Here is a 20,161-nt window from a genome sequence, read left to right as displayed (position 1 = left end):
ATAAAACTCAAATAAAATTTTAAAGTAATATAGTTCTAACAATTAAAGACTAAGAACTAAAAACTAGAAGATGGCAAAACAAGCAGCAATAGAACAAGACGGAACGATAATAGAAGCATTATCAAATGCAATGTTTCGTGTAGAATTAGAAAATGGTCACATTGTGACTGCACATATTTCTGGTAAAATGCGTATGCACTATATCAAATTATTACCAGGAGACAAAGTAAAATTAGAAATGAGCCCTTATGATTTAACTAAGGCTCGTATAACTTATAGATATTAAAACATTAAGTTGTAAAGTAATAAAGTAGAAAGTTGTAAAGTATAGTTAATCAACTTTTAAACTTTGAACTTTTGAACTTTTAAACTAAAATTAAGATGAAAGTAAGAGCATCAGTTAAAAAAAGAAGTGCAGATTGTAAAATTGTGCGCAGAAAAGGAAGACTTTACGTAATCAACAAAAAGAATCCTAGATTTAAACAAAGACAAGGTTAAAAATTAAGTCATTAGTGTTTTAGACGTTAGATGAATCTGTTCGAAATCGAAAGGTTTAGGATTCTAACAACTAAAAGCTAACATTTACCCTAGCAAAGCAAGGGGACAAAAACTAAAAACAATATGGCAAGAATTGCAGGTGTAGACATACCAAAACAAAAAAGAGGGGCTATTTCCTTAACTTATATCTACGGAATAGGTAAAAGTAGAGCAAAAGAAATTTTAGCAACAGCTAAAGTTGACGAAAACACCAAAGTACAAGATTGGACAGACGACGAAATTGGAGCTATCCGTGAGGCTGTTGGAACTTATACTATTGAAGGTGAGTTACGTTCTGAAACGCAATTAAACATTAAGCGTTTAATGGATATAGGATGTTACAGAGGTATTCGTCACAGAGCAGGTCTTCCTTTAAGAGGACAACGCACTAAAAATAACTCTAGAACAAGAAAAGGTAGAAGAAAAACTGTTGCTAACAAGAAAAAGGCAACTAAATAATAATATAGACATTAGTCATTAGTACTTAGTAGTTAGATGAATCTGTTCGAAATCGAGAGGTTTAGGATTCTAACAACTAAAAACTAACAACTAGAAACTAGAAAATATGGCAAAGTCAAGTACAAAAAAACGTAAAGTAATAGTAGATGCAGTAGGAGAAGCACACGTAACAGCTTCTTTTAACAATATCATTATTTCATTAACCAACAAGAAAGGAGATGTAATCTCTTGGTCTTCAGCTGGTAAAATGGGATTTAGAGGATCAAAGAAAAACACACCATACGCTGCGCAATTAGCAGCCGAAGATGCTGCTGGTACAGCACTAGAAGCTGGACTAAAGAAAGTGAAGGTGTACGTAAAAGGTCCTGGAAATGGTAGAGAATCTGCTATTCGTTCTATACACAATGCTGGTATAGAAGTTACAGAAATCATTGATGTAACTCCGCTACCACACAACGGATGTCGTCCACCAAAACGTAGAAGAGTTTAATCACTTTAATCAAAGTGTTTTAAATAAGAAAATTAATATTGTCTGTTTGTCAGATGATATTAATTTTTTGCATAAATTTGCACACCGAAAAAACAAACAAGTATCAACGGGAGATTTACGGTTATCGAAGGATAAGATTTAGACCTTAATTCATAACTACTCTCAAAAACAATTAAAAATGGCAAGATATACTGGTCCAAAAACAAAAATCGCTCGTAAATTCGGCGAAGCTATCTTCGGAGAAGATAAATCTTTTGAAAAAAGAAATTACCCTCCAGGACAACACGGTAATAACAGAAGACGTGGTAAAAAATCTGAGTACGCTATCCAATTAGCAGAAAAGCAAAAAGCAAAATACACTTACGGTATTTTAGAGCGTCAATTTAGAGGCCTCTTTAAGAAGGCAAGAGCGGCTCAAGGTATTACAGGTGAAGTATTATTACAATTATGTGAATCTCGTTTAGATAATGTGGTTTACAGAATGGGAATTTCTCCATCTAGAAGCGGTGCACGTCAATTAGTATCACATAGACACATCACAGTAAATGGAGAGATTGTAAACATTCCATCTTACCAATTAAAGGCTGGAGATGTTGTAGCTGTAAGAGAGAAGTCCAAATCTCTTGAGGCTATCGATAGATCGTTGTCAAACTCAAGTCACGTTTACGAATGGATTACTTGGAATAATGATACTAAATCAGGTACTTATGTATCAGTTCCAGCGAGAATCCAAATTCCAGAAAATATCAACGAACAATTCATCGTCGAATTATATTCTAAATAATAAATTAACAACATTGGTATTTGGCCAAAGGGTTTATTTGTACTTCTTCAAACTTATAAACCGCGCAACCAAATAACAATTAAAACGAAGAAACACACACATGGCAGTATTTAGTTTTCAAAAGCCCGACAAAGTTATCATGATCGATTCTACTGATTTCGAAGGTAAATTCGAATTCAGACCTTTAGAGCCTGGTTATGGTTTAACAGTGGGAAATGCATTGAGAAGAGTATTATTATCTTCTTTAGAAGGATTTGCAATTACTTCAGTAAGGATTGAAGGCGTAGATCACGAATTTTCAACCATCGCTGGCGTAGTTGAAGATGTAACTGAAATCATCTTAAACTTAAAGCAAGTTCGTTTTAAAAGACAAATAGAAGACATTGATAACGAGTCTATCTCAATTTCAATTTCAGGGCAAGAGCAAATATTAGCAGGAGACTTCCAGAAGTTTATTTCAGGATTCCAAGTATTAAATTCAGAATTGGTTATCTGTAATTTAGATCCTAAAGTGAGCATCAATATGGAAATCACTATAGAAAAAGGTAGAGGTTATGTACCAGCAGAAGAAAATAAAAAACCATCTGCACCTATGGGAACTATCTTTACAGATTCTATCTACACACCAATAAAAAATGTGAAGTATAGCATTGAGAATTACCGTGTAGAACAAAAAACGGATTATGAGAAGTTAGTTTTTGAAATTATTACTGATGGTTCAATCACACCTCAAGATGCGTTAACTGAAGCCGCTAAAACGTTAATTCACCACTTCATGTTATTCTCTGATGAGCGTATCACTCTTGAAGCGGATGAAATTGCACAAACTGAAACTTATGATGAAGAGTCGCTTCACATGCGTCAGTTGTTAAAAACTAAGCTAATCGATATGGATTTATCCGTTCGTGCGCTTAACTGTTTAAAAGCCGCAGAAGTAGATACTTTAGGAGACTTAGTATCATTCAACAAAAACGATTTAATGAAGTTCCGTAACTTCGGGAAGAAATCTTTAACAGAGCTTGAAGAGCTAGTACATGTTAAAGGGCTCAACTTCGGGATGGACTTAAGTAAATATAAATTAGATAAAGATTAAATTAATCAACTCTTCTATAATTTGCTCCTCAAAAAGAGTGTAGTAGCAAGATAGAAGTTTAAAACAAAGGTCATGAGACACGGAAAAAAATTCAATCACTTAGGTAGACAAACTGCTCACAGAAAAGCAATGTTAGCTAATATGGCATGTTCTTTAATAGAGCACAAGCGTATTAACACAACTGTAGCTAAGGCAAAAGCTTTAAAGAAATTTGTAGAGCCTTTAGTAACTAAATCTAAAGAAGATACAACACATAACAGACGTATTGTTTTTAGTAAGCTAAGACAGAAAGATGCAGTAACAGAGTTATTTAGAGATGTTGCAACAAAGGTAGCAGATAGACCAGGTGGTTATACTAGAATTATTAAGTTAGGTAATCGTTTAGGAGATAATGCTGATATGGCAATGATCGAGTTAGTAGATTACAATGAAATCTATAATGCTGGTAAAAAAGCTAAGAAAACTACTAGAAGAAGTAGAAGAGGAGGTAGTAAAGCTGTAGCTGCTGCTGCACCTGTTGAAACAAAATCAACTAACGAAGAGGAAGAATAAATGTTAATAAGCATTTAATATATAAAGGATAAACAATTTTTAGTTTATCCTTTTTTTTTGAATTTTTGTAAAACTTTGTTCTCGTGAATGCGGGAATCTTATAAAAGATAAGAATGAAATATCAAAAGAAACAAAATGCCATCGTTCTGCTTGCAGATGGTACAATTTTTTATGGAAAAGCAGTAGGAGGAAAGCAAGGAACCGCTTTTGGGGAAGTATGCTTTAATACAGGTATGACAGGGTATCAAGAGATTTTTACAGATCCCTCATATTACGGACAATTAATGGTAGCTACCAATGCACACATTGGTAATTATGGTACTAATGAGGACGAAGTAGAATCAGATTCTATCAAGATTGCTGGTTTAATCGTAAAAAACTTTAGTTACGAGTACTCACGTCCGGCAGCAGATGGATCTTTAGAAAATTTTCTAGATAAAAATAATTTACTGGCTGTTTCAGATGTTGATACAAGAGCTTTAGTAAGCTATATTAGAGAACACGGAGCCATGAATGCAGTGATTTCTACGGAAGTTGACAATATAGAAGGGCTAAAAAAACAATTGGCAGAAGTACCAAGTATGGAAGGGTTGGAATTAGCAAGCAAAGTATCCACAAAAGAGCCTTATTATTTTGGTAATGAAAATGCAACATACAAGGTTGCAGCCTTAGATATTGGAATTAAAAAGAACATCTTAAGAAATATAGCAAGTAGGGATTGCTACATTAAAGTATTTCCATACAATTCAAAATTTCAAGACTTAGAAGCTTTTAATCCAGATGGCTACTTCTTGTCTAACGGACCAGGAGATCCAGAACCTTTAGTTGATGCGCAAGCAGTTGCCAAAGAAATTATAAAAAGAGATTTGCCATTATTTGGCATTTGTTTGGGGCACCAAGTAATCGCTATTGCAAATGGAGTATCTACCTATAAAATGTATAATGGACACAGAGGTATCAATCATCCTGTAAAAAATCTAATTACAGGAAAAGGAGAAATCACTTCGCAAAACCATGGTTTTGCAGTAAATAGAGAGGAAGCAGAAGCAAATGGAGATTTACAAGTAACGCACATCCATCTCAATGACGATACTGTAGCAGGTTTAGCAATGAAAGATAAAAATGTATTTTCAGTACAATATCACCCAGAGGCAAGCCCAGGACCACATGATTCTTCATATTTATTCGATCAATTTGTTGAGAATATAAAGAAAAGTAAATTGTCAACAGTAGAATAATATCATATAAAATAGAGCTATAGTGTACTAAAACGTTATAGCTTTCTTTTTGTCATTTTATGATATAAGCTAGTAAATAAAACAGTTTTAAGCCTTAAATTTGTAAGGCAATAAAAGATTAAAAACAAACCAATTATGAGCGTAATAGTTAGTGTACACGCAAGACAAATTTTAGATTCAAGAGGTAACCCAACTGTAGAGGTAGATGTTATCACTGAAAACGGTGTATTAGGTAGAGCTGCTGTTCCATCAGGAGCATCAACAGGAGAGCATGAAGCAGTTGAGCTTCGCGATGGAGGAGATACTTACATGGGAAAAGGCATTTTAAAAGCAGTAGAAAACGTAAATACCACAATTGCAGAGGAGCTAATAGGGGTTTCTGTTTTTGAACAAAACCTAATAGACCAAATGATGATTGATTTAGATGGTACACCAAACAAATCTAAATTAGGAGCTAACGCTATTTTAGGTGTGTCTTTAGCTGCTGCTAAAGCTGCAGCTAACGAATTGAACATGCCGTTATACCGTTATGTTGGTGGAGTCTCAGCTAACACATTGCCATTGCCAATGATGAATATCATCAATGGAGGTTCGCATAGTGATGCACCAATTGCATTTCAAGAGTTTATGATTATGCCAGTAAAGGCTAAAAATTTCACACATGCAATGCAAATGGGAACTGAAATTTTCCATCATTTGAAAAAGGTGTTACATGATAGAAATTTAAGTACAGCTGTAGGAGATGAAGGTGGGTTTGCACCAACTTTAGACGGAACAGAAGATGCTATTGAAACTATAGGTAAAGCTGTTGAAAATGCTGGATACAAATTTGGAGACGAAGTAAAAATAGCATTAGATTGTGCTTCTGCTGAATTCTACGAAGATGGAAAATATAACTATGCTAAGTTTGAAGGCGATACAGGTGTAGTAAGAACATCAGAAGAACAAGCAACTTATTTAGCAGAGTTATGTGATAAATACCCAATTATTTCTATTGAAGATGGTATGGATGAGAACGATTGGGATGGATGGAAGTCTTTAACAGAAAAAGTTGGAGATAAAGTGCAGCTAGTTGGAGATGATTTATACGTAACCAATGTAGAACGTTTATCTAGAGGTATTGAAAACGGAATTGCAAATTCAATCTTAATCAAAGTAAACCAGATTGGTTCGTTAACAGAAACTATCGCAGCTGTTAATATGGCTCACAATGCTGGATACACCTCTGTAATGTCACACCGTTCAGGAGAAACTGAAGATAATACGATTGCAGATTTGGCAGTGGCACTAAACACAGGTCAAATAAAAACAGGATCGGCATCCCGTTCAGACCGTATGGCAAAATATAATCAATTACTTCGTATAGAGGAGGAATTGGGGTCTGTAGCATATTTTCCTGGAGAAAATGCTTTTAAAGTGAAATAGCAAAAGTTCCAAATACTAAATACAAAAACCTGTTATTATAAAAAGATAACAGGTTTTTTTTCAAATTACCTATGCTATTTGATGGCCACTTTTAAAATTGATGAAAATCATCAAACTTCAACTTAAATTTTATACAGAAATAACATATTATATCTAATAAAAAATTCTAAGTAGTAATACTTATTTTGTTATTTAGAAGCTACGTAGTTAGTCTAATTTATAAAATTTAAAGCAAAACGTGATAAACTTTGAGCTAATCGCTTTTTTTGGCATTGATTTTATCGATTTCTAAATTAACAAAACCTTTGCTTGCAGACTTCTTAAAATCAAGGGATATTTTGTAATTTAGCAATCCGAAAAAATTAAACGTAAAAACATATGTCAGATACCGCTATTCTAGAGATTAATGGAGAAAAACATGAGTTTCCAATTATAAAGGGAACCGAGGATGAGCTAGCTATTAATATATCAAAATTAAGAGCAGCAACTAATGGTGTAATTACAATAGATCCAGGTTATAAAAATACAGGATCTTGCGAAAGTGCCATTACGTTCCTAGATGGAGAAAAAGGAATCTTAAGATATCGTGGTTATGATATTGCAGAGTTAGCGAATAAAGTTGATTTTTTGGAGGTAGCTTATCTTTTAATTTTTGGAGAATTACCTACTAAAGAACAAAATGATAAGTTTCATGACGATATCAAAGCAGAGTCGGCAGTAGATGAGGATATCAAAAAGATTTTAGATGCTTTTCCTAAAGCAGCACATCCAATGGGTGTTATTTCTTCTTTAACAAGTGCACTTACAGCATTTAACCCATCCTCTGTTAATGTAGATTCTGAAGAAGACATGTATAAGTCTGTTGTAAGACTATTAGGTAAAATGCCAGTTTTAGTAGCTTGGACAATGCGAAAAAAACAAGGGCAACCTCTAGATTACGGAGATAATACTCTAGGTTATGTAGAGAACCTTTTAAAGATGATGTTCTCAAAACCTAACAGCTGTTACATCCAAAACCCAGTATTAGTAGATGCTTTAGATAAGCTATTAATTTTGCATGCCGATCATGAGCAGAACTGTTCTACTTCTACTGTAAGAATCGTTGGTTCATCTCATGCTGGTTTATTTGCTTCAATTTCTGCGGGAATTTCTGCATTATGGGGACCACTTCACGGAGGTGCTAACCAAGCAGTTTTAGAAATGTTGGAAGCGATACAAGCCGATGGTGGAGATACTAAAAAGTATATGGCAAAGGCTAAGGACAAAAATGATCCATTTAGATTAATGGGCTTTGGACATCGTGTATACAAGAATTTTGATCCTAGAGCAAAAATTATTAAAAAGGCAGCAGATCAAGTTTTACATGATTTAGGTATTGAAGACCCAATATTAGATATAGCTAAAGGTTTAGAAAAAGAAGCTTTAGAAGATCAATATTTTGTGGATAGAAAGCTATATCCTAACGTAGATTTTTATTCAGGTATTATCTATAGAGCAATGGGTATTCCAACCGAGATGTTTACAGTAATGTTTGCTATAGGTCGTTTACCAGGATGGATTGCACAATGGAGAGAAATGCGTTTACGCAAAGAACCTATTGGTAGACCAAGACAAGTATATATTGGTGCTACAGAAAGAGCGTTTATTGATGTAGATAAGAGATAATAAGCAAAATACTTTTTTAAAATATATTAAAGCTTCATACATAGTTGTTATGAAGCTTTTTTATATTTACCATATGCTAAAACTTAACATACAAAATGAAACTTCAAGATTAAGAAAGGTAGTTCTGGGGACAGCAGAAAGTAACGGGCCTATTCCAAAGATTGAAGATTGTTACGATCCTAAAAGTATAGAACACATAAAAGCAGGGACGTATCCTAAAGAAACTGATATGTTAGATGAAATGGCTGCCGTTCTTAAAGTATTCAGAGCATATGACGTTGAAGTTTACAGGCCAGATATTATAAAGGGCTGTAATCAGATATTTTCTCGAGATATAGCCTTTGTGATTGAAGATATGATGATCGAGGCTAATATTTTACCACATCGTGAAGAAGAAGTACATGCAATTGATTATATATGGAATCAGGTATCCGAGGATAAGCGTATTATTCTTCCTGAGGATTGTCATGTTGAAGGAGGGGATGTAATGCCTTGGAATGATTATATTTTTATGGGTACTTATTCTGGAGAAGATTATCCAGACCTAATTACGGCACGGACAAATGTTCAAGCTGTTAAAGCCATTCAAGATTTGTTTCCAAACAAAAAAGTTAAAGCTTTTGAGCTTAGAAAATCTAATACAAATCCTCGTGAGAATGCATTGCATTTAGATTGTTGTTTTAATCCACTTGGAAAAGGAAAAGCAATTATCCATAAAAATGGATTTTTAGTTGAAAGTGAATACAGGTGGTTGGTAAATTTCTTTGGAAAGGAAAATGTATTTGAAATTACTAAAGACGAAATGTATCACATGTACAGTAATGTATTTTCAATTTCAGAAGATGTAATTATCTCAGAACAAAGTTTTACAAGACTAAACTCTTGGTTACGGGAGCAAGATTTTCAAGTTGAAGAAGTACCATATTCAGAGATTGGGAAACAAGAGGGGCTGTTACGCTGTACTACGTTACCATTATTTAGGGATTAATAGTACTAATATGTCGCAAACTACAAATACAATATTAATGGTACGTCCTGTTAATTTCAGGATGAATGAGCAAACGGTAGTGAACAACTATTACCAGAACGAAATTAAAGATATGCTGCCCAAAGCAGTCAATACTAAAGCTCAACAAGAGTTTGATACTTATGTGGCAAAGCTTCGTAGCATAGGTGTTAATGTAATTGTGGTTGATGATAGAATTGAAACCGATACTCCAGACTCAATTTTTCCAAATAATTGGGTGTCATTTCACGAAAATGGGGATGTTGGTATGTATCCTATGTTTGCTGAAAATCGACGTTTAGAGCGAAGAGAGGACATTTTAACATCCATAGAATCGGAAGGTTTTACAATACATCATATTATTGATTATACTTCAGCTGAGGAAGAAGGTGTTTTTTTAGAAGGAACCGGTAGCGTGATTTTAGATAGGGTAAACAAAAAAGCGTACTGTGCATTGTCTCCTCGGGCAGATGAGGATTTATTTATAGAGTTTTGTGAGGACTTTGAGTATTTTCCAATTGTGTTTACAGCAAACCAAACGGTAGGTGGAATACGTAAACCCATATACCACACAAATGTAATGATGTGTATTGCAGAAACTTTTGCCGTAATTTGTTTGAGTAGTATTGATGATAAAAAAGAACGAAAGAACGTTATCAATCATTTAAAATCCAGTGGAAAGGAAATAATAGATATCACAGAAGCTCAAGTGGTAAGTTTTGCAGGTAATATGCTTCAATTACGTGGACATAATGATGAATTATTTTTAATTATGAGCCAATCAGCATATAATTCACTGACCATAACACAGATTGGTAAAATTGAAAAACACTGTAAAATTATGTCAAGTAGTTTAGATATTATAGAAACGTGTGGAGGCGGAAGTGCCCGTTGTATGATGGCAGAAGTGTTTTTACCTAAAACTTAAGTGTTTAATCGCCATTAGGCTTAGACTTGGGTAATTGCACATAGAATGTACTTCCCACATTAACAGTACTTTCAACCCAAATTTTTCCACCATTAAGTTCTACCAATTCTCTACAGATAGATAAGCCAAGGCCAGTACCCTTTTCATTATTGGTACCCATTGTAGAGTAGGTGTTATTTTTAAAAAGTTTTTCTAAATTATGTTTAGGTATACCTATACCAGTATCTGCGATACTAATGATACAGCTACCATTGCTTATATGGTTAGAAACTGTAATTTTGTCTCCTTTTCTGGAGAACTTTAGGGCATTAGCTAGAAGATTTTGAATTACAATCTCAATCATACTCCTGTCAGCATAGGCAAAGTCCCTAAGCGAGTGATCAATAAGTTCAATACCCTTGCTTTCTAAACGTTGTTCAACAAGTTTTATCTTTTCTTCAAACACCTCTTGAATATCAAACAGGCTAGGACTTGGTTTAAGAGACTGCATTTGAGACTTAGACCAGTTTAATAAATTAAATAAGAGTAACGAAGCATTATTAGCGTTTTCACTCAATTCAGGTATCAAATTATCAAATTCTTCCCTTGATAAAGAACCATCTCTAAGTAAGTCAATAAAGCCATTTATGGAAGATAAAGAATCTTTTAAATCATGAGAAACTATAGAAAATAATTTATCCTTTACATTGTTTACGTTTTCTAAGTGTTGGGTTTGTTCAACAAACGCTTCGTTTTGTAATTGTATTTTTAGGTTTTTTTCTTCAAGCTCATGCACATATCTTAAGCTATGGTTTCGTTTTAAATATATTAAAACCAGAAATATGGATACTATAGCAAGAATGCCCAATAAAATGTAAAAGAAGAGTTTAAATTTGCGAAGTTTGTCTTCCCGTTCAATATCGGTAGGCGTATTTATGACAGTTTCAGTTTTTGCCTCTTCCTTTTGGTCAAAATTTAGACTTAAGTCTTTAATGGCAATGTCGGGAGTTTTAGTAATGGCTTTTACCTTGGAAGTGTTAAGGCTATCTCTTAGATTATAATAGCGGCGTTGCCAAACAAAAGCTCTATCAAATCTTTTAGAGGTAGAATCTAAAGCTTTCATTAAGCCGTAATATTTTAAAAGCTCATTAGGGTTATTTATCTTTTTTGCTAAAGTACCAGCTTCAAACAATTGTTGTCCGGCTGTACGTAATCTTCCTTGTTTTAAGTTTAACTTGCCAAGGTTATTTAGGGTAATAACTAGATTTGCTTTGTTCTTACTTTTTCTATTTAAAGATAAGCCTTCAATCAAGTATTTACCTGCCGATACATAATCGTTAAACTCTAAATATTCTCCACCCAATTTTGGTAAAACATTACTTCTAATAGCATCAGTTTTACCTTTAGTGCTGTTCAAGACCTTTTCATAAAACTCTATAGCTTTTCTATGTTCTTTGGATTTAGAATATAGCTCTGCCAAAAGCAAGCTAGAATTACTAATTCCTATAGAATCATTTAGTTGTTCTTGTATATCTAGCGCTTTTAAATTATAGGCTATAGATTTATCTACAGCATCAAGCTTATAATATGTTTCTCCAAGACTAGTGTAAGCGGAACGTAGTTCATGGCTTAAACCCCTACGTTCTAGTTCGTGTATCGCAGATAAGGAATATTGCAGTCCCCTGCTAAAGTTGCCACGTTCCATTTCAATTAGGCCAATACTGTTGTTAACCTTGGCTATATTTAGCGTATCCTTAAGTTTATTAAATAAGGCTTTAGCTTTGGTATAGCCATCCATGGCATTTATGTAATCATTCTTTTCAGCATAAATCAATGCTTTGTAATAGGTGGTTTTTGCAGTACCCTTATCATAATTAATGCTCGTAGAAAGTTGGTCGCTTAACTTAATATACTTAAGCGCACGTTCATAATCTCCAGAGTTGTAAAGAATCTTTATTATTTTAAGGGATGTATCAACTTTGAGAGAGTCGTTAGTTTCAAATCCTAAAGTTATGGATAGGCTGTCTAGTTCTTTGGTTTGGGTAAAACCAAAAAATACTTGAAAAAGTAAAATGAGAGTAATATTTCTCCTCATACAGCGCTTAATTATAGCTTTTGCAAAAGCTATTATTTAAAGAAGCTTGGTTGAGGGAAATCAAGTTGTCTTTAGGGGTTTTATAAAAGATCAATTCTTTGTGTAATAATAGCTTCGGTAAACAAAAGTTGTAAAAAGCCGTTTTATATTCTAATTTATGGGTTTTTCTACCAAAAAATTAGATGAAAAGCGAGCTGTTTTTTTGGGAAAAATCGACGAATAGATTAAGTGCAAAAAACATAGAAAAACGACACTTTTGTCGATGAAATGCATGCTGGTATTATAAAATGTTAATTTAAAGGGAAAAGTACCTACTTTTTTATGTTAAACTTATCAACCAATAGCCTGTGCAATTCTTAGAGAATAGATTAAAATCTTTCTATCTTTGCCGCCTAATAATTTAGTTTTAATGGGCTTTCAAGATATTTTATCAAATCAAATTAAAAAGGCTGTTTCAGAGCAGTTCGATGTAGCGTTAGAATCCATAGAATTCCAAGCAACAAGAAAGGAGTTTACTGGAGATATTACCGTGGTTATTTTCTCTATGTTACGATTTATAAAAGGAAACCCAGTACAAATAGGACAAGTTATAGGAGATTACCTTGTAAAACATGTAGATGAGGTAAAAGGGTTTAACGTTGTAAAGGGGTTTTTAAATATAGAAATTAGTGATGTTTATTACCTTAATTTCTTTGAAAGCATAAAAGGTAAAGAGAAATATGGTTTAGTGACCCCAAAAGAAGACGAAAGGTCTATTATGGTAGAGTATTCATCACCAAATACCAACAAACCATTACATTTAGGGCATATTCGAAATAACCTCTTAGGGTATAGTGTAGCTGAAATTTTAAAAGCTTCAGGTAAAAAGGTTTATAAAACCCAGATAATCAATGATAGGGGGATTCATATTTGTAAAAGTATGTTGGCTTGGAAGCGATTTGGAAATGGAGAAACTCCAGAAAGTACAGGTTTAAAAGGTGATAAACTAGTTGGGAACTATTATGTGAAGTATAATGAAATTTTGAATTATGAGTTAAAAGAAATATTCAGACAAGCGGTTTATGAGTTTGAAAATATCAAAAAAAAGAAAAATTTATATGCTCACAAATTAGGCAATCTAAATAAATCTGAAAAAGTTCATTTAATAACAAAAGCTTACGAAAAAGCGTTTCAAAATTATTTGGCATACAAACGATTAGATAGTAACTATATTAAGTTGTTATCGTCAGGAAAGAGTTTAAAATTTAAGTTTTTATTAAAAAAATATGATTTCGATTACATTAATAGAATAAAATCAGATTTTATTTCTGAAAGCAAAAACGTTCTGCATTATATAAAGAGTAAAGAGATTAAATTTCCAAATAATAACTCTAGGGTAATATTCAAAATTCTACTAAAAGAACTTGAAAACGTTACCCCGATTCAAAAAGAAGCTCAAGAGATGCTCCGTAAATGGGAGGCGGGAGATAAAGAAACCGTTACGCTTTGGAGAACAATGAATGGTTGGGTGTATGATGGTTTTGAAGAGACATATAAAACTCTAGGTGTAGATTTTGATGCATTATATTACGAAAGTAATACCTATTTATTGGGAAAAGAATTTGTTGCAGAAGGTTTAAAATCTGGAGTATTTCATAGAGAAGAAGATGGATCGGTTTGGTGTGATTTAACTGAAGATGGTCTTGATAAAAAAATAGTATTGAGAGCAGACGGAACTGCAGTTTATATGACTCAAGACATAGGTACAGCTATTCAACGTGTAAAGGATTATCCAGATGTTGGTGGTATGGTTTATACAGTGGGTAATGAGCAAGACTACCACTTTAAGGTACTATTTTTAATTCTGAAAAAGTTAGGATTTGATTGGGCTGAAAACTTATACCATTTAAGCTACGGCATGGTAGATTTACCAAGTGGTAAAATGAAGAGTAGAGAAGGCACAGTAGTTGATGCAGACGATCTTATCGAAGATATGGCTAAAACTGCTGAAGAAATTTCAGAAGAGTTGGGTAAACTTGACGGATATTCAAATGAAGAAAAACAACAACTCTACAAAATCATTGGTCTAGGGGCGTTAAAATATTACATATTAAAAGTAGATCCTAAAAAGCGTATTTTGTTTAATCCAAAAGAGTCTATAGATTTTCAAGGAAATACAGGACCTTTTATACAATATACATATGCTAGGATTCAATCCATATTACGAAAAGCAGAGGTATCAAACTCAGCGTCAATAGATCTTAATTTACCGCTCCACGATAAAGAACGAGAACTCATTAAACAGATACAATTATTTCCAGAAGTAATTCAAAATGCAGCTACACAACATAGCCCTGCGTTAATTGCAAACTATACTTATGATCTGGTTAAAGAGTTTAATTCCTTTTATCAAAACGTTTCCATTTTGGGTGCAAAAAATGAAAACGAAAAACTGTTTAGGGTACAATTATCTAATACTGTAGCCAATACTATTAAAAATGCGTTTAGTGTTTTAGGTATAGATGTTCCTAGTAGAATGTAAGCATTAACATCTAGAGGCATCTAGTGCTTTATGAGATGCAAACTTTTGCATGGAAAATGTGAGCGTCTAAAATAACCATATGTTTTTCCATATGTTAAAGTTAAACTCACGTAGATTAATTAAACGGCCTGCATTTTCAATTATTTGAAAATCATATGATTATCATTTGAAATTTATAAGCTATATTTTTACCTAAATTGTATTTATTTTTCTTTTCAATAGAAACGAAAAATCTTTCATATATAGCATATCGTCGTTATTTGTCTTATTTTTTGTTTAAATAATCTAAATAAAAGTTAAACATAATTATTTTTGTTTAACTTTATATCGAAAAACATAAACAGCAAAAAATGAAGAAAAAATTATCCTTCCAAAACCCCAAGTTAGTATTATTATCTTTTTTTACATTTTTATTGTTTTCATCTCAGCTTTCAGCAGACACCGATTGCGGACACATTACAGGACTCGAGTTCTCTAATGGTCATGAAAAGGTGGCTATTGAAAATAATGGTGTATACAATATTAATAACCTGCCAGAACATTTCTACGTCAACCTAAATGTTGATGGATATTCGGAAAGCGTTAAATACACCGTTGTAAATTTAGAAACACACCAATCGTATAGCATAATTGAGAATACTTTACCCTATACCTTTCCAGCTGGTAATGGATCTTGGCATCTTGGAACAGGAACATTTGAAGTTAAGGCGAACTTATATAAGTTTGATCACGCTTTTGGCTTTAAATGTGACACCATAAAAGTCGTAATTACTATTGGAGAGGATCACGGACCAATTTGTACTGCCGATGCAGGTACATTTAGTGGTATTTCAGCATCTACTGAAGGAGGAACAGGTAGTATTGAAGCTATTCCAAACGACAATGTGGTTGTTCCAGAGGGTTACAGTAAAATTTTTGTACTAACTTCTGGCGATGATCTGGTTATAGAACAAGTTAATATAACACCTAATTTTACAGTACAGGAGGGAGGTAAATACACAGTGCATACATTGATATATGATGGCAGACCAGATAGTGCAAATTTTTTAGATTTAAGTGTTGTAAGCTTCGGGGAGACAACAGGAGGAGATGTTTTAGCTTTAGTGGCAGCTAATAATTTATGTGCAGCTTTAGATGTAACAGGTATATCGGCAACCTTAGGATTTTGTACAGCCGATGCAGGAACCCTAACAGCCAATGCCGATACAGTAACCTTAACAGGGGACAGCGTAACGATAAGTGCCACCCCTGATGGCAACATAGTAGTACCGGATTACTACAGCAAGATCTTTGTACTGACCTCAGGGGATAATTTAGTGATCGAAGCCGTGGGCCCAGAGTCAAGCTTCGATGTAGAGTCAGCGGGGAAATACACCATCCACACATTGGTATACGATGGCAGACCTGACAGTGCGAACTTTTTGGATCTAGGCGTGGTAGCGTTTGGCTCTACCACAGGGGTAGACGTGTTAAACCTAGTAGGAGCAGCAGGTATCTGTGCGTCCTTGGATGCAGCGGGCGCCCCGGTAAAGGTAGAGGCCTGTACGGCCGATGCTGGTACACTGACCGCCGATGCGGACACAGTGACCTTAACAGGGGACAGCGTAACGATAAGTGCCACCCCAGACGGCAACATAGTAGTGCCAGATTACTACAGCAAGATCTTTGTACTGACCTCAGGGGATAATCTAGTGATCGAAGCCGTGGGCCCAGAGCCAAGCTTCGATGTAGAGTCAGCGGGGAAATATACCATCCACACATTGGTATACGATGGCAGACCTGACAGTGCGAACTTTTTGGATCTAGGCGTGGTAGCGTTTGGCGTAACCACGGGCGTAGACGTATTAAACTTGGTAGGAGCAGCAGGTATCTGTGCGTCCTTGGATGCAGCGGGCGCCCCGGTAATGGTAGAGGCCTGTACGGCCGATGCTGGTACACTGACCGCCGATGCGGACACCGTGACCTTAACAGGGGACAGCGTAACGATAAGTGCCACCCCAGACGGCAACATAGTAGTGCCAGATTACTACAGCAAGATCTTTGTACTGACCTCAGGAGATAATTTAGTAATAGAAGCCGTAGGCCCAGAGCCAAGCTTCGATGTAGAGGCACCAGGAAAGTATACCATCCACACATTGGTATACGATGGCAGACCTGACAGTGCGAACTTTTTGGATCTAGGCGTGGTAGCGTTTGGCTCTACCACAGGCGTAGACGTATTAAACCTGGTAGGGTCAGCAGGTATCTGTGCGTCCTTGGATGCAGCGGGCGCCCCGGTAATGGTAGAGGCCTGTACGGCCGATGCTGGGACACTGACCGCCGATGCGGACACCGTGACCTTAACAACAGACAGCGTAACGATAAGTGCCACCCCAGACGGTAACATAGTAGTGCCAGATTACTACAGCAAGATCTTTGTACTGACCTCTGGAGATAATCTAGTGATCGAAGCCGTGGGCCCAGAGCCAAGCTTCGATGTAGAGTCAGCGGGGAAATATACCATCCACACATTGGTATACGATGGCAGACCGGACAGTGCGAACTTTTTGGATCTAGGCGTGGTAGCGTTTGGCTCTACCACAGGCGTAGACGTATTAAACCTGGTAGGATCGGCAGGTATCTGTGCGTCCTTGGATGCAGCGGGCGCCCCGGTAATGGTAGAGGCCTGTACGGCTGATGCGGGAACGTTTAGTGGTATTTCAGCATCTACAGGAGGAGGTACAGGTAGTATTGAAGCTATTCCAAACGACAATGTAGTTGTTCCAGAAGGTTACAGTAAAATCTTTGTATTGACCTCCGGCGATGATTTAGTGATAGAACAAGTTAATGCAACACCTAATTTTACAGTACAAGAAGGAGGAAAATATACGGTACATACATTGGTTTATGATGGCAGACCAGATAGTGCTAACTTTTTAGACTTAAGTGTTGTAACTTTCGGAGAGACAACAGGAGGAGATGTTTTAGCTTTAGTGGCAGCTAACAATTTATGTGCAGCTTTAGATGTAACAGGTATATCAGCAACCTTAGGATTTTGTACAGCCGATGCAGGAACAATAGCAGCTAATGCGGATACAGTAATATTAACAGGAGATAGTGTAACTATAAGTGCTACTCCAGATGGCAACATAGTAATACCAGAGGGATACAGCAGTATTTTTGTACTAACCTCAGGAGATAATTTAGTAATAGAAGCTGTAGACTCAGAACCAAGCTTTGCAGTAACAGCACCAGGAAAATATACCATCCACACATTAGTATACGATGGCAGACCTGACAGTGCGAACTTCTTAGATTTAGGTGTAGTAGAGTTTGGCGTAACCACAGGAGTAGATGTACTCAATCTAGTAGGATCAGCAGGTATTTGTGCGTCCTTGGATGCAACAGGTGCCCCATTAATGGTTGAAGAAGCCTGTACAGCTGATGCAGGAACACTAACCGCCAATGCTGATACAGTAACATTAACAGGGGATAGCGTAACCATTAGTGCTACTCCAGATGGCAACATAGTAATACCAGAGGGATACAGCAGTATTTTTGTACTAACCTCAGGGGATAATTTAGTAATAGAAGCTGTAGACTCAGTGCCGAGCTTTGTAGTAACAGCACCAGGAAAGTATACGATCCACACATTAGTATATGATGGCAGATCTGATAGTGCTAACTTCTTAAATTTAGGTATTGTTAACTTTGGGGCGACTACAGGAGGAGATGTTTTAGAAGTAGTTATGTATAATAATTTATGTGCATCGTTAGATGTTAATGGTGCAATGTTTACAGTAATAGAAGCAGAAGGATGTACTGCTAGTGCAGGAACTTTAGCATCTACAGCTACAGAAATATGTTCTACAGGAGAGACGATAATATCGGCCCAACCAAATGGAGATGCGGTTGTACCAAATGATTATTCTACTCTATATGTATTAACCGAAGGGGATGAACTCATTATTCGTCAAATTGCAAATGTACCAGAGTTTAATGTTATAGGTGGAGGAGATTTCACAATACACACATTTGTATATCCAACAGGTTTAGATTTAAGTGGAGTTGTTCCAAATGAGACGACAGGTTTTGACGTAAATGGACTTTTAATTCAAGGAGGAGGAGAGTTATGCGCTTCTCTAGACGTAGCTGGGGCGCCAGTAAGTATAATAAATCCAGATGCAGGTACACTAACAGCCAATGCAGATACAGTAACTTTATCTGGGGGCTCTGCAATGATATCAGCTACACCTAATGGAGATATTAATGTTCCAATAGAATATAGTGTATTGTATGTTCTTACCCAAGGTACTGAATTATTGATACGTCAAGTAGGAGGTAGTCCAGAGTTTACAGTAAATGAAGCAGGAAATTATACAATTCATACATTGGTGTACCCAACAGGATTAGACTTGAGTGGAGTTGTACCAAATGAAACGACAGGTTTTGATGTAAATGGGCTTTTAATTCAAGGAGGAGGAAGCTTATGTGCATCGCTAGATGTAGCGGGTGCTCCTGTAATGGTAGAAAATGAAGAAGAAATTTGTGAAGCATCTTCGGGTAAAATGTACGCTCCTAAGCCAATTCAATGTTTAGACAGAAATGGAGCGACAATTGCTGCTAAGTTTTATGAACAACCAAATGTTCCAGAAGGATTTGCACAGTTGTATGTATTAACAGAAGCTTTTTCTCTAACGATATTACAAGTGTCAGCAACTCCAGAGTTTTCGGTAAATCATCAAGGGTTTTATAGAATCCATAGCCTAGTGTACAATCCTGATACTTTAGATTTAAGCGTTGTGCAATTAGGTAAGACAACAGGTTTTGATGTAGTAAATTTAGTAGCAGAAAATAACATTTGTGCATCGCTAGATGTAAGAGGTGCCATTAGTTTAGTAATTGGTTCTAAGTGGTTCTGTTATTTCTTCAATAAATACAGAGCGCGTCATTGGAAAAATAAAAGCGGAAAAGGAACAAATGATGAAGATTTAGCAGGCTATATTGACACCTACAATAGTTATGAGGAGTTTGAGGCATCATTTGTAGAACAGAATGACCAAGTAAGGTTCTACCCTAATCCAGTTGTTAATAATTTGAATGTAGAAATTAGATTATTTGATAATGAAGAAATGAGTTATAACATCATGGATATTAGAGGAAGGATGATTATGAGCGGTTCTGCAGAAGCATTAAAATCAGGTAAATTTACCTTGAATACAAACCAATTTTCAAAAGGAATGTATGTCGTGAATTTTGTGTCAGAGTTTAGAACGATAACCAAGAAAATTGTTATTGAAAAGTAATTATATAGATTCATAAATACTTAGAATTAATCCTGTGAAGTTTACTTCACAGGATTTTTTATACAGCAAAAAAGCCTTGAAAAGGAGTTTTTAACTTATGTTGA

General features: G+C 35.4%; 15 protein-coding genes. 14 read left to right on the top strand and 1 reads right to left on the bottom strand.

The window, feature by feature from the left end:
- Positions 1–70 precede the first annotated feature (70 nt).
- The 12 genes from infA (at position 71) to ctlX (ending at position 10,177) form a co-directional block, all read left to right on the top strand.
- The gene (gene infA, locus JS605_RS12305; RefSeq protein ID WP_007094967.1) at positions 71–286 is read left to right on the top strand and encodes a translation initiation factor IF-1; all 216 of its coding nucleotides are present in this window, start codon (positions 71–73) and stop codon (positions 284–286) included.
- A gap of 95 nt (positions 287–381) precedes the next feature.
- Complete coding sequence (ykgO, locus tag JS605_RS12300; RefSeq protein ID WP_013305171.1) at positions 382–498, top strand: type B 50S ribosomal protein L36; 117 nt, start codon at positions 382–384, stop codon at positions 496–498.
- A gap of 123 nt (positions 499–621) precedes the next feature.
- Positions 622–996 carry a 30S ribosomal protein S13 gene (gene rpsM, locus JS605_RS12295; protein WP_203258026.1) on the top strand — a complete coding sequence of 125 codons (375 nt, stop codon included), beginning with the start codon at positions 622–624 and terminating at the stop codon, positions 994–996.
- A gap of 106 nt (positions 997–1,102) precedes the next feature.
- Positions 1,103–1,486 (top strand): 30S ribosomal protein S11, encoded by a 384-nt coding sequence (gene rpsK / locus JS605_RS12290; protein WP_203258025.1) that lies wholly within the window; start codon positions 1,103–1,105, stop codon positions 1,484–1,486.
- Between the two features lie 178 nt (positions 1,487–1,664).
- Positions 1,665–2,270, top strand: a complete 606-nt coding sequence (gene rpsD, locus JS605_RS12285; RefSeq protein ID WP_203258024.1) for a 30S ribosomal protein S4 — start codon at positions 1,665–1,667, stop codon at positions 2,268–2,270.
- 100 nt (positions 2,271–2,370) lie between these two features.
- On the top strand, positions 2,371–3,363 hold the full coding sequence (locus tag JS605_RS12280; protein ID WP_130965060.1) for a DNA-directed RNA polymerase subunit alpha: 993 nt from the start codon (positions 2,371–2,373) through the stop codon (positions 3,361–3,363).
- A gap of 72 nt (positions 3,364–3,435) precedes the next feature.
- Positions 3,436–3,915: a 50S ribosomal protein L17 gene (rplQ, locus tag JS605_RS12275; protein WP_203258023.1), complete on the top strand. Its 480-nt coding sequence runs from the start codon at positions 3,436–3,438 to the stop codon at positions 3,913–3,915.
- Between the two features lie 113 nt (positions 3,916–4,028).
- Positions 4,029–5,153, top strand: coding sequence for a glutamine-hydrolyzing carbamoyl-phosphate synthase small subunit (carA, locus tag JS605_RS12270; protein WP_203258022.1), 1,125 nt, complete (start codon positions 4,029–4,031; stop codon positions 5,151–5,153).
- A gap of 135 nt (positions 5,154–5,288) precedes the next feature.
- Positions 5,289–6,578, top strand: a complete 1,290-nt coding sequence (gene eno / locus JS605_RS12265; protein ID WP_203258021.1) for a phosphopyruvate hydratase — start codon at positions 5,289–5,291, stop codon at positions 6,576–6,578.
- Positions 6,579–6,956: 378 nt separating this feature from the next.
- Positions 6,957–8,243, top strand: a complete 1,287-nt coding sequence (locus tag JS605_RS12260) for a citrate synthase (RefSeq protein WP_203258020.1) — start codon at positions 6,957–6,959, stop codon at positions 8,241–8,243.
- A gap of 73 nt (positions 8,244–8,316) precedes the next feature.
- On the top strand, positions 8,317–9,231 hold the full coding sequence (locus JS605_RS12255; RefSeq protein ID WP_203258116.1) for a dimethylarginine dimethylaminohydrolase family protein: 915 nt from the start codon (positions 8,317–8,319) through the stop codon (positions 9,229–9,231).
- Positions 9,232–9,241: 10 nt separating this feature from the next.
- Positions 9,242–10,177, top strand: a complete 936-nt coding sequence (gene ctlX / locus JS605_RS12250; protein ID WP_203258019.1) for a citrulline utilization hydrolase CtlX — start codon at positions 9,242–9,244, stop codon at positions 10,175–10,177.
- A gap of 4 nt (positions 10,178–10,181) precedes the next feature.
- On the opposite strand, the gene JS605_RS12245 is transcribed toward ctlX, so the two are convergent.
- A complete protein-coding gene (locus tag JS605_RS12245) occupies positions 10,182–12,251 on the bottom strand; it encodes a tetratricopeptide repeat-containing sensor histidine kinase (RefSeq protein WP_203258018.1) in 2,070 nt (689 codons plus the stop codon).
- A 409-nt stretch (positions 12,252–12,660) separates the two neighbouring features.
- On the opposite strand from JS605_RS12245, the gene argS reads away from it, so the two are divergent.
- The gene (gene argS, locus JS605_RS12240; protein WP_203258017.1) at positions 12,661–14,772 is read left to right on the top strand and encodes an arginine--tRNA ligase; all 2,112 of its coding nucleotides are present in this window, start codon (positions 12,661–12,663) and stop codon (positions 14,770–14,772) included.
- Between the two features lie 350 nt (positions 14,773–15,122).
- Positions 15,123–20,057, top strand: a complete 4,935-nt coding sequence (locus JS605_RS12235; RefSeq protein ID WP_203258016.1) for a T9SS type A sorting domain-containing protein — start codon at positions 15,123–15,125, stop codon at positions 20,055–20,057.
- Positions 20,058–20,161: the final 104 nt, after the last annotated feature.

It is taken from the genome of Hyunsoonleella ulvae (assembly GCF_016827605.1).
GTDB lineage: Bacteria > Bacteroidota > Bacteroidia > Flavobacteriales > Flavobacteriaceae > Jejuia > Jejuia ulvae.
This window is presented reverse-complemented; position numbering and strand designations above follow the sequence as displayed.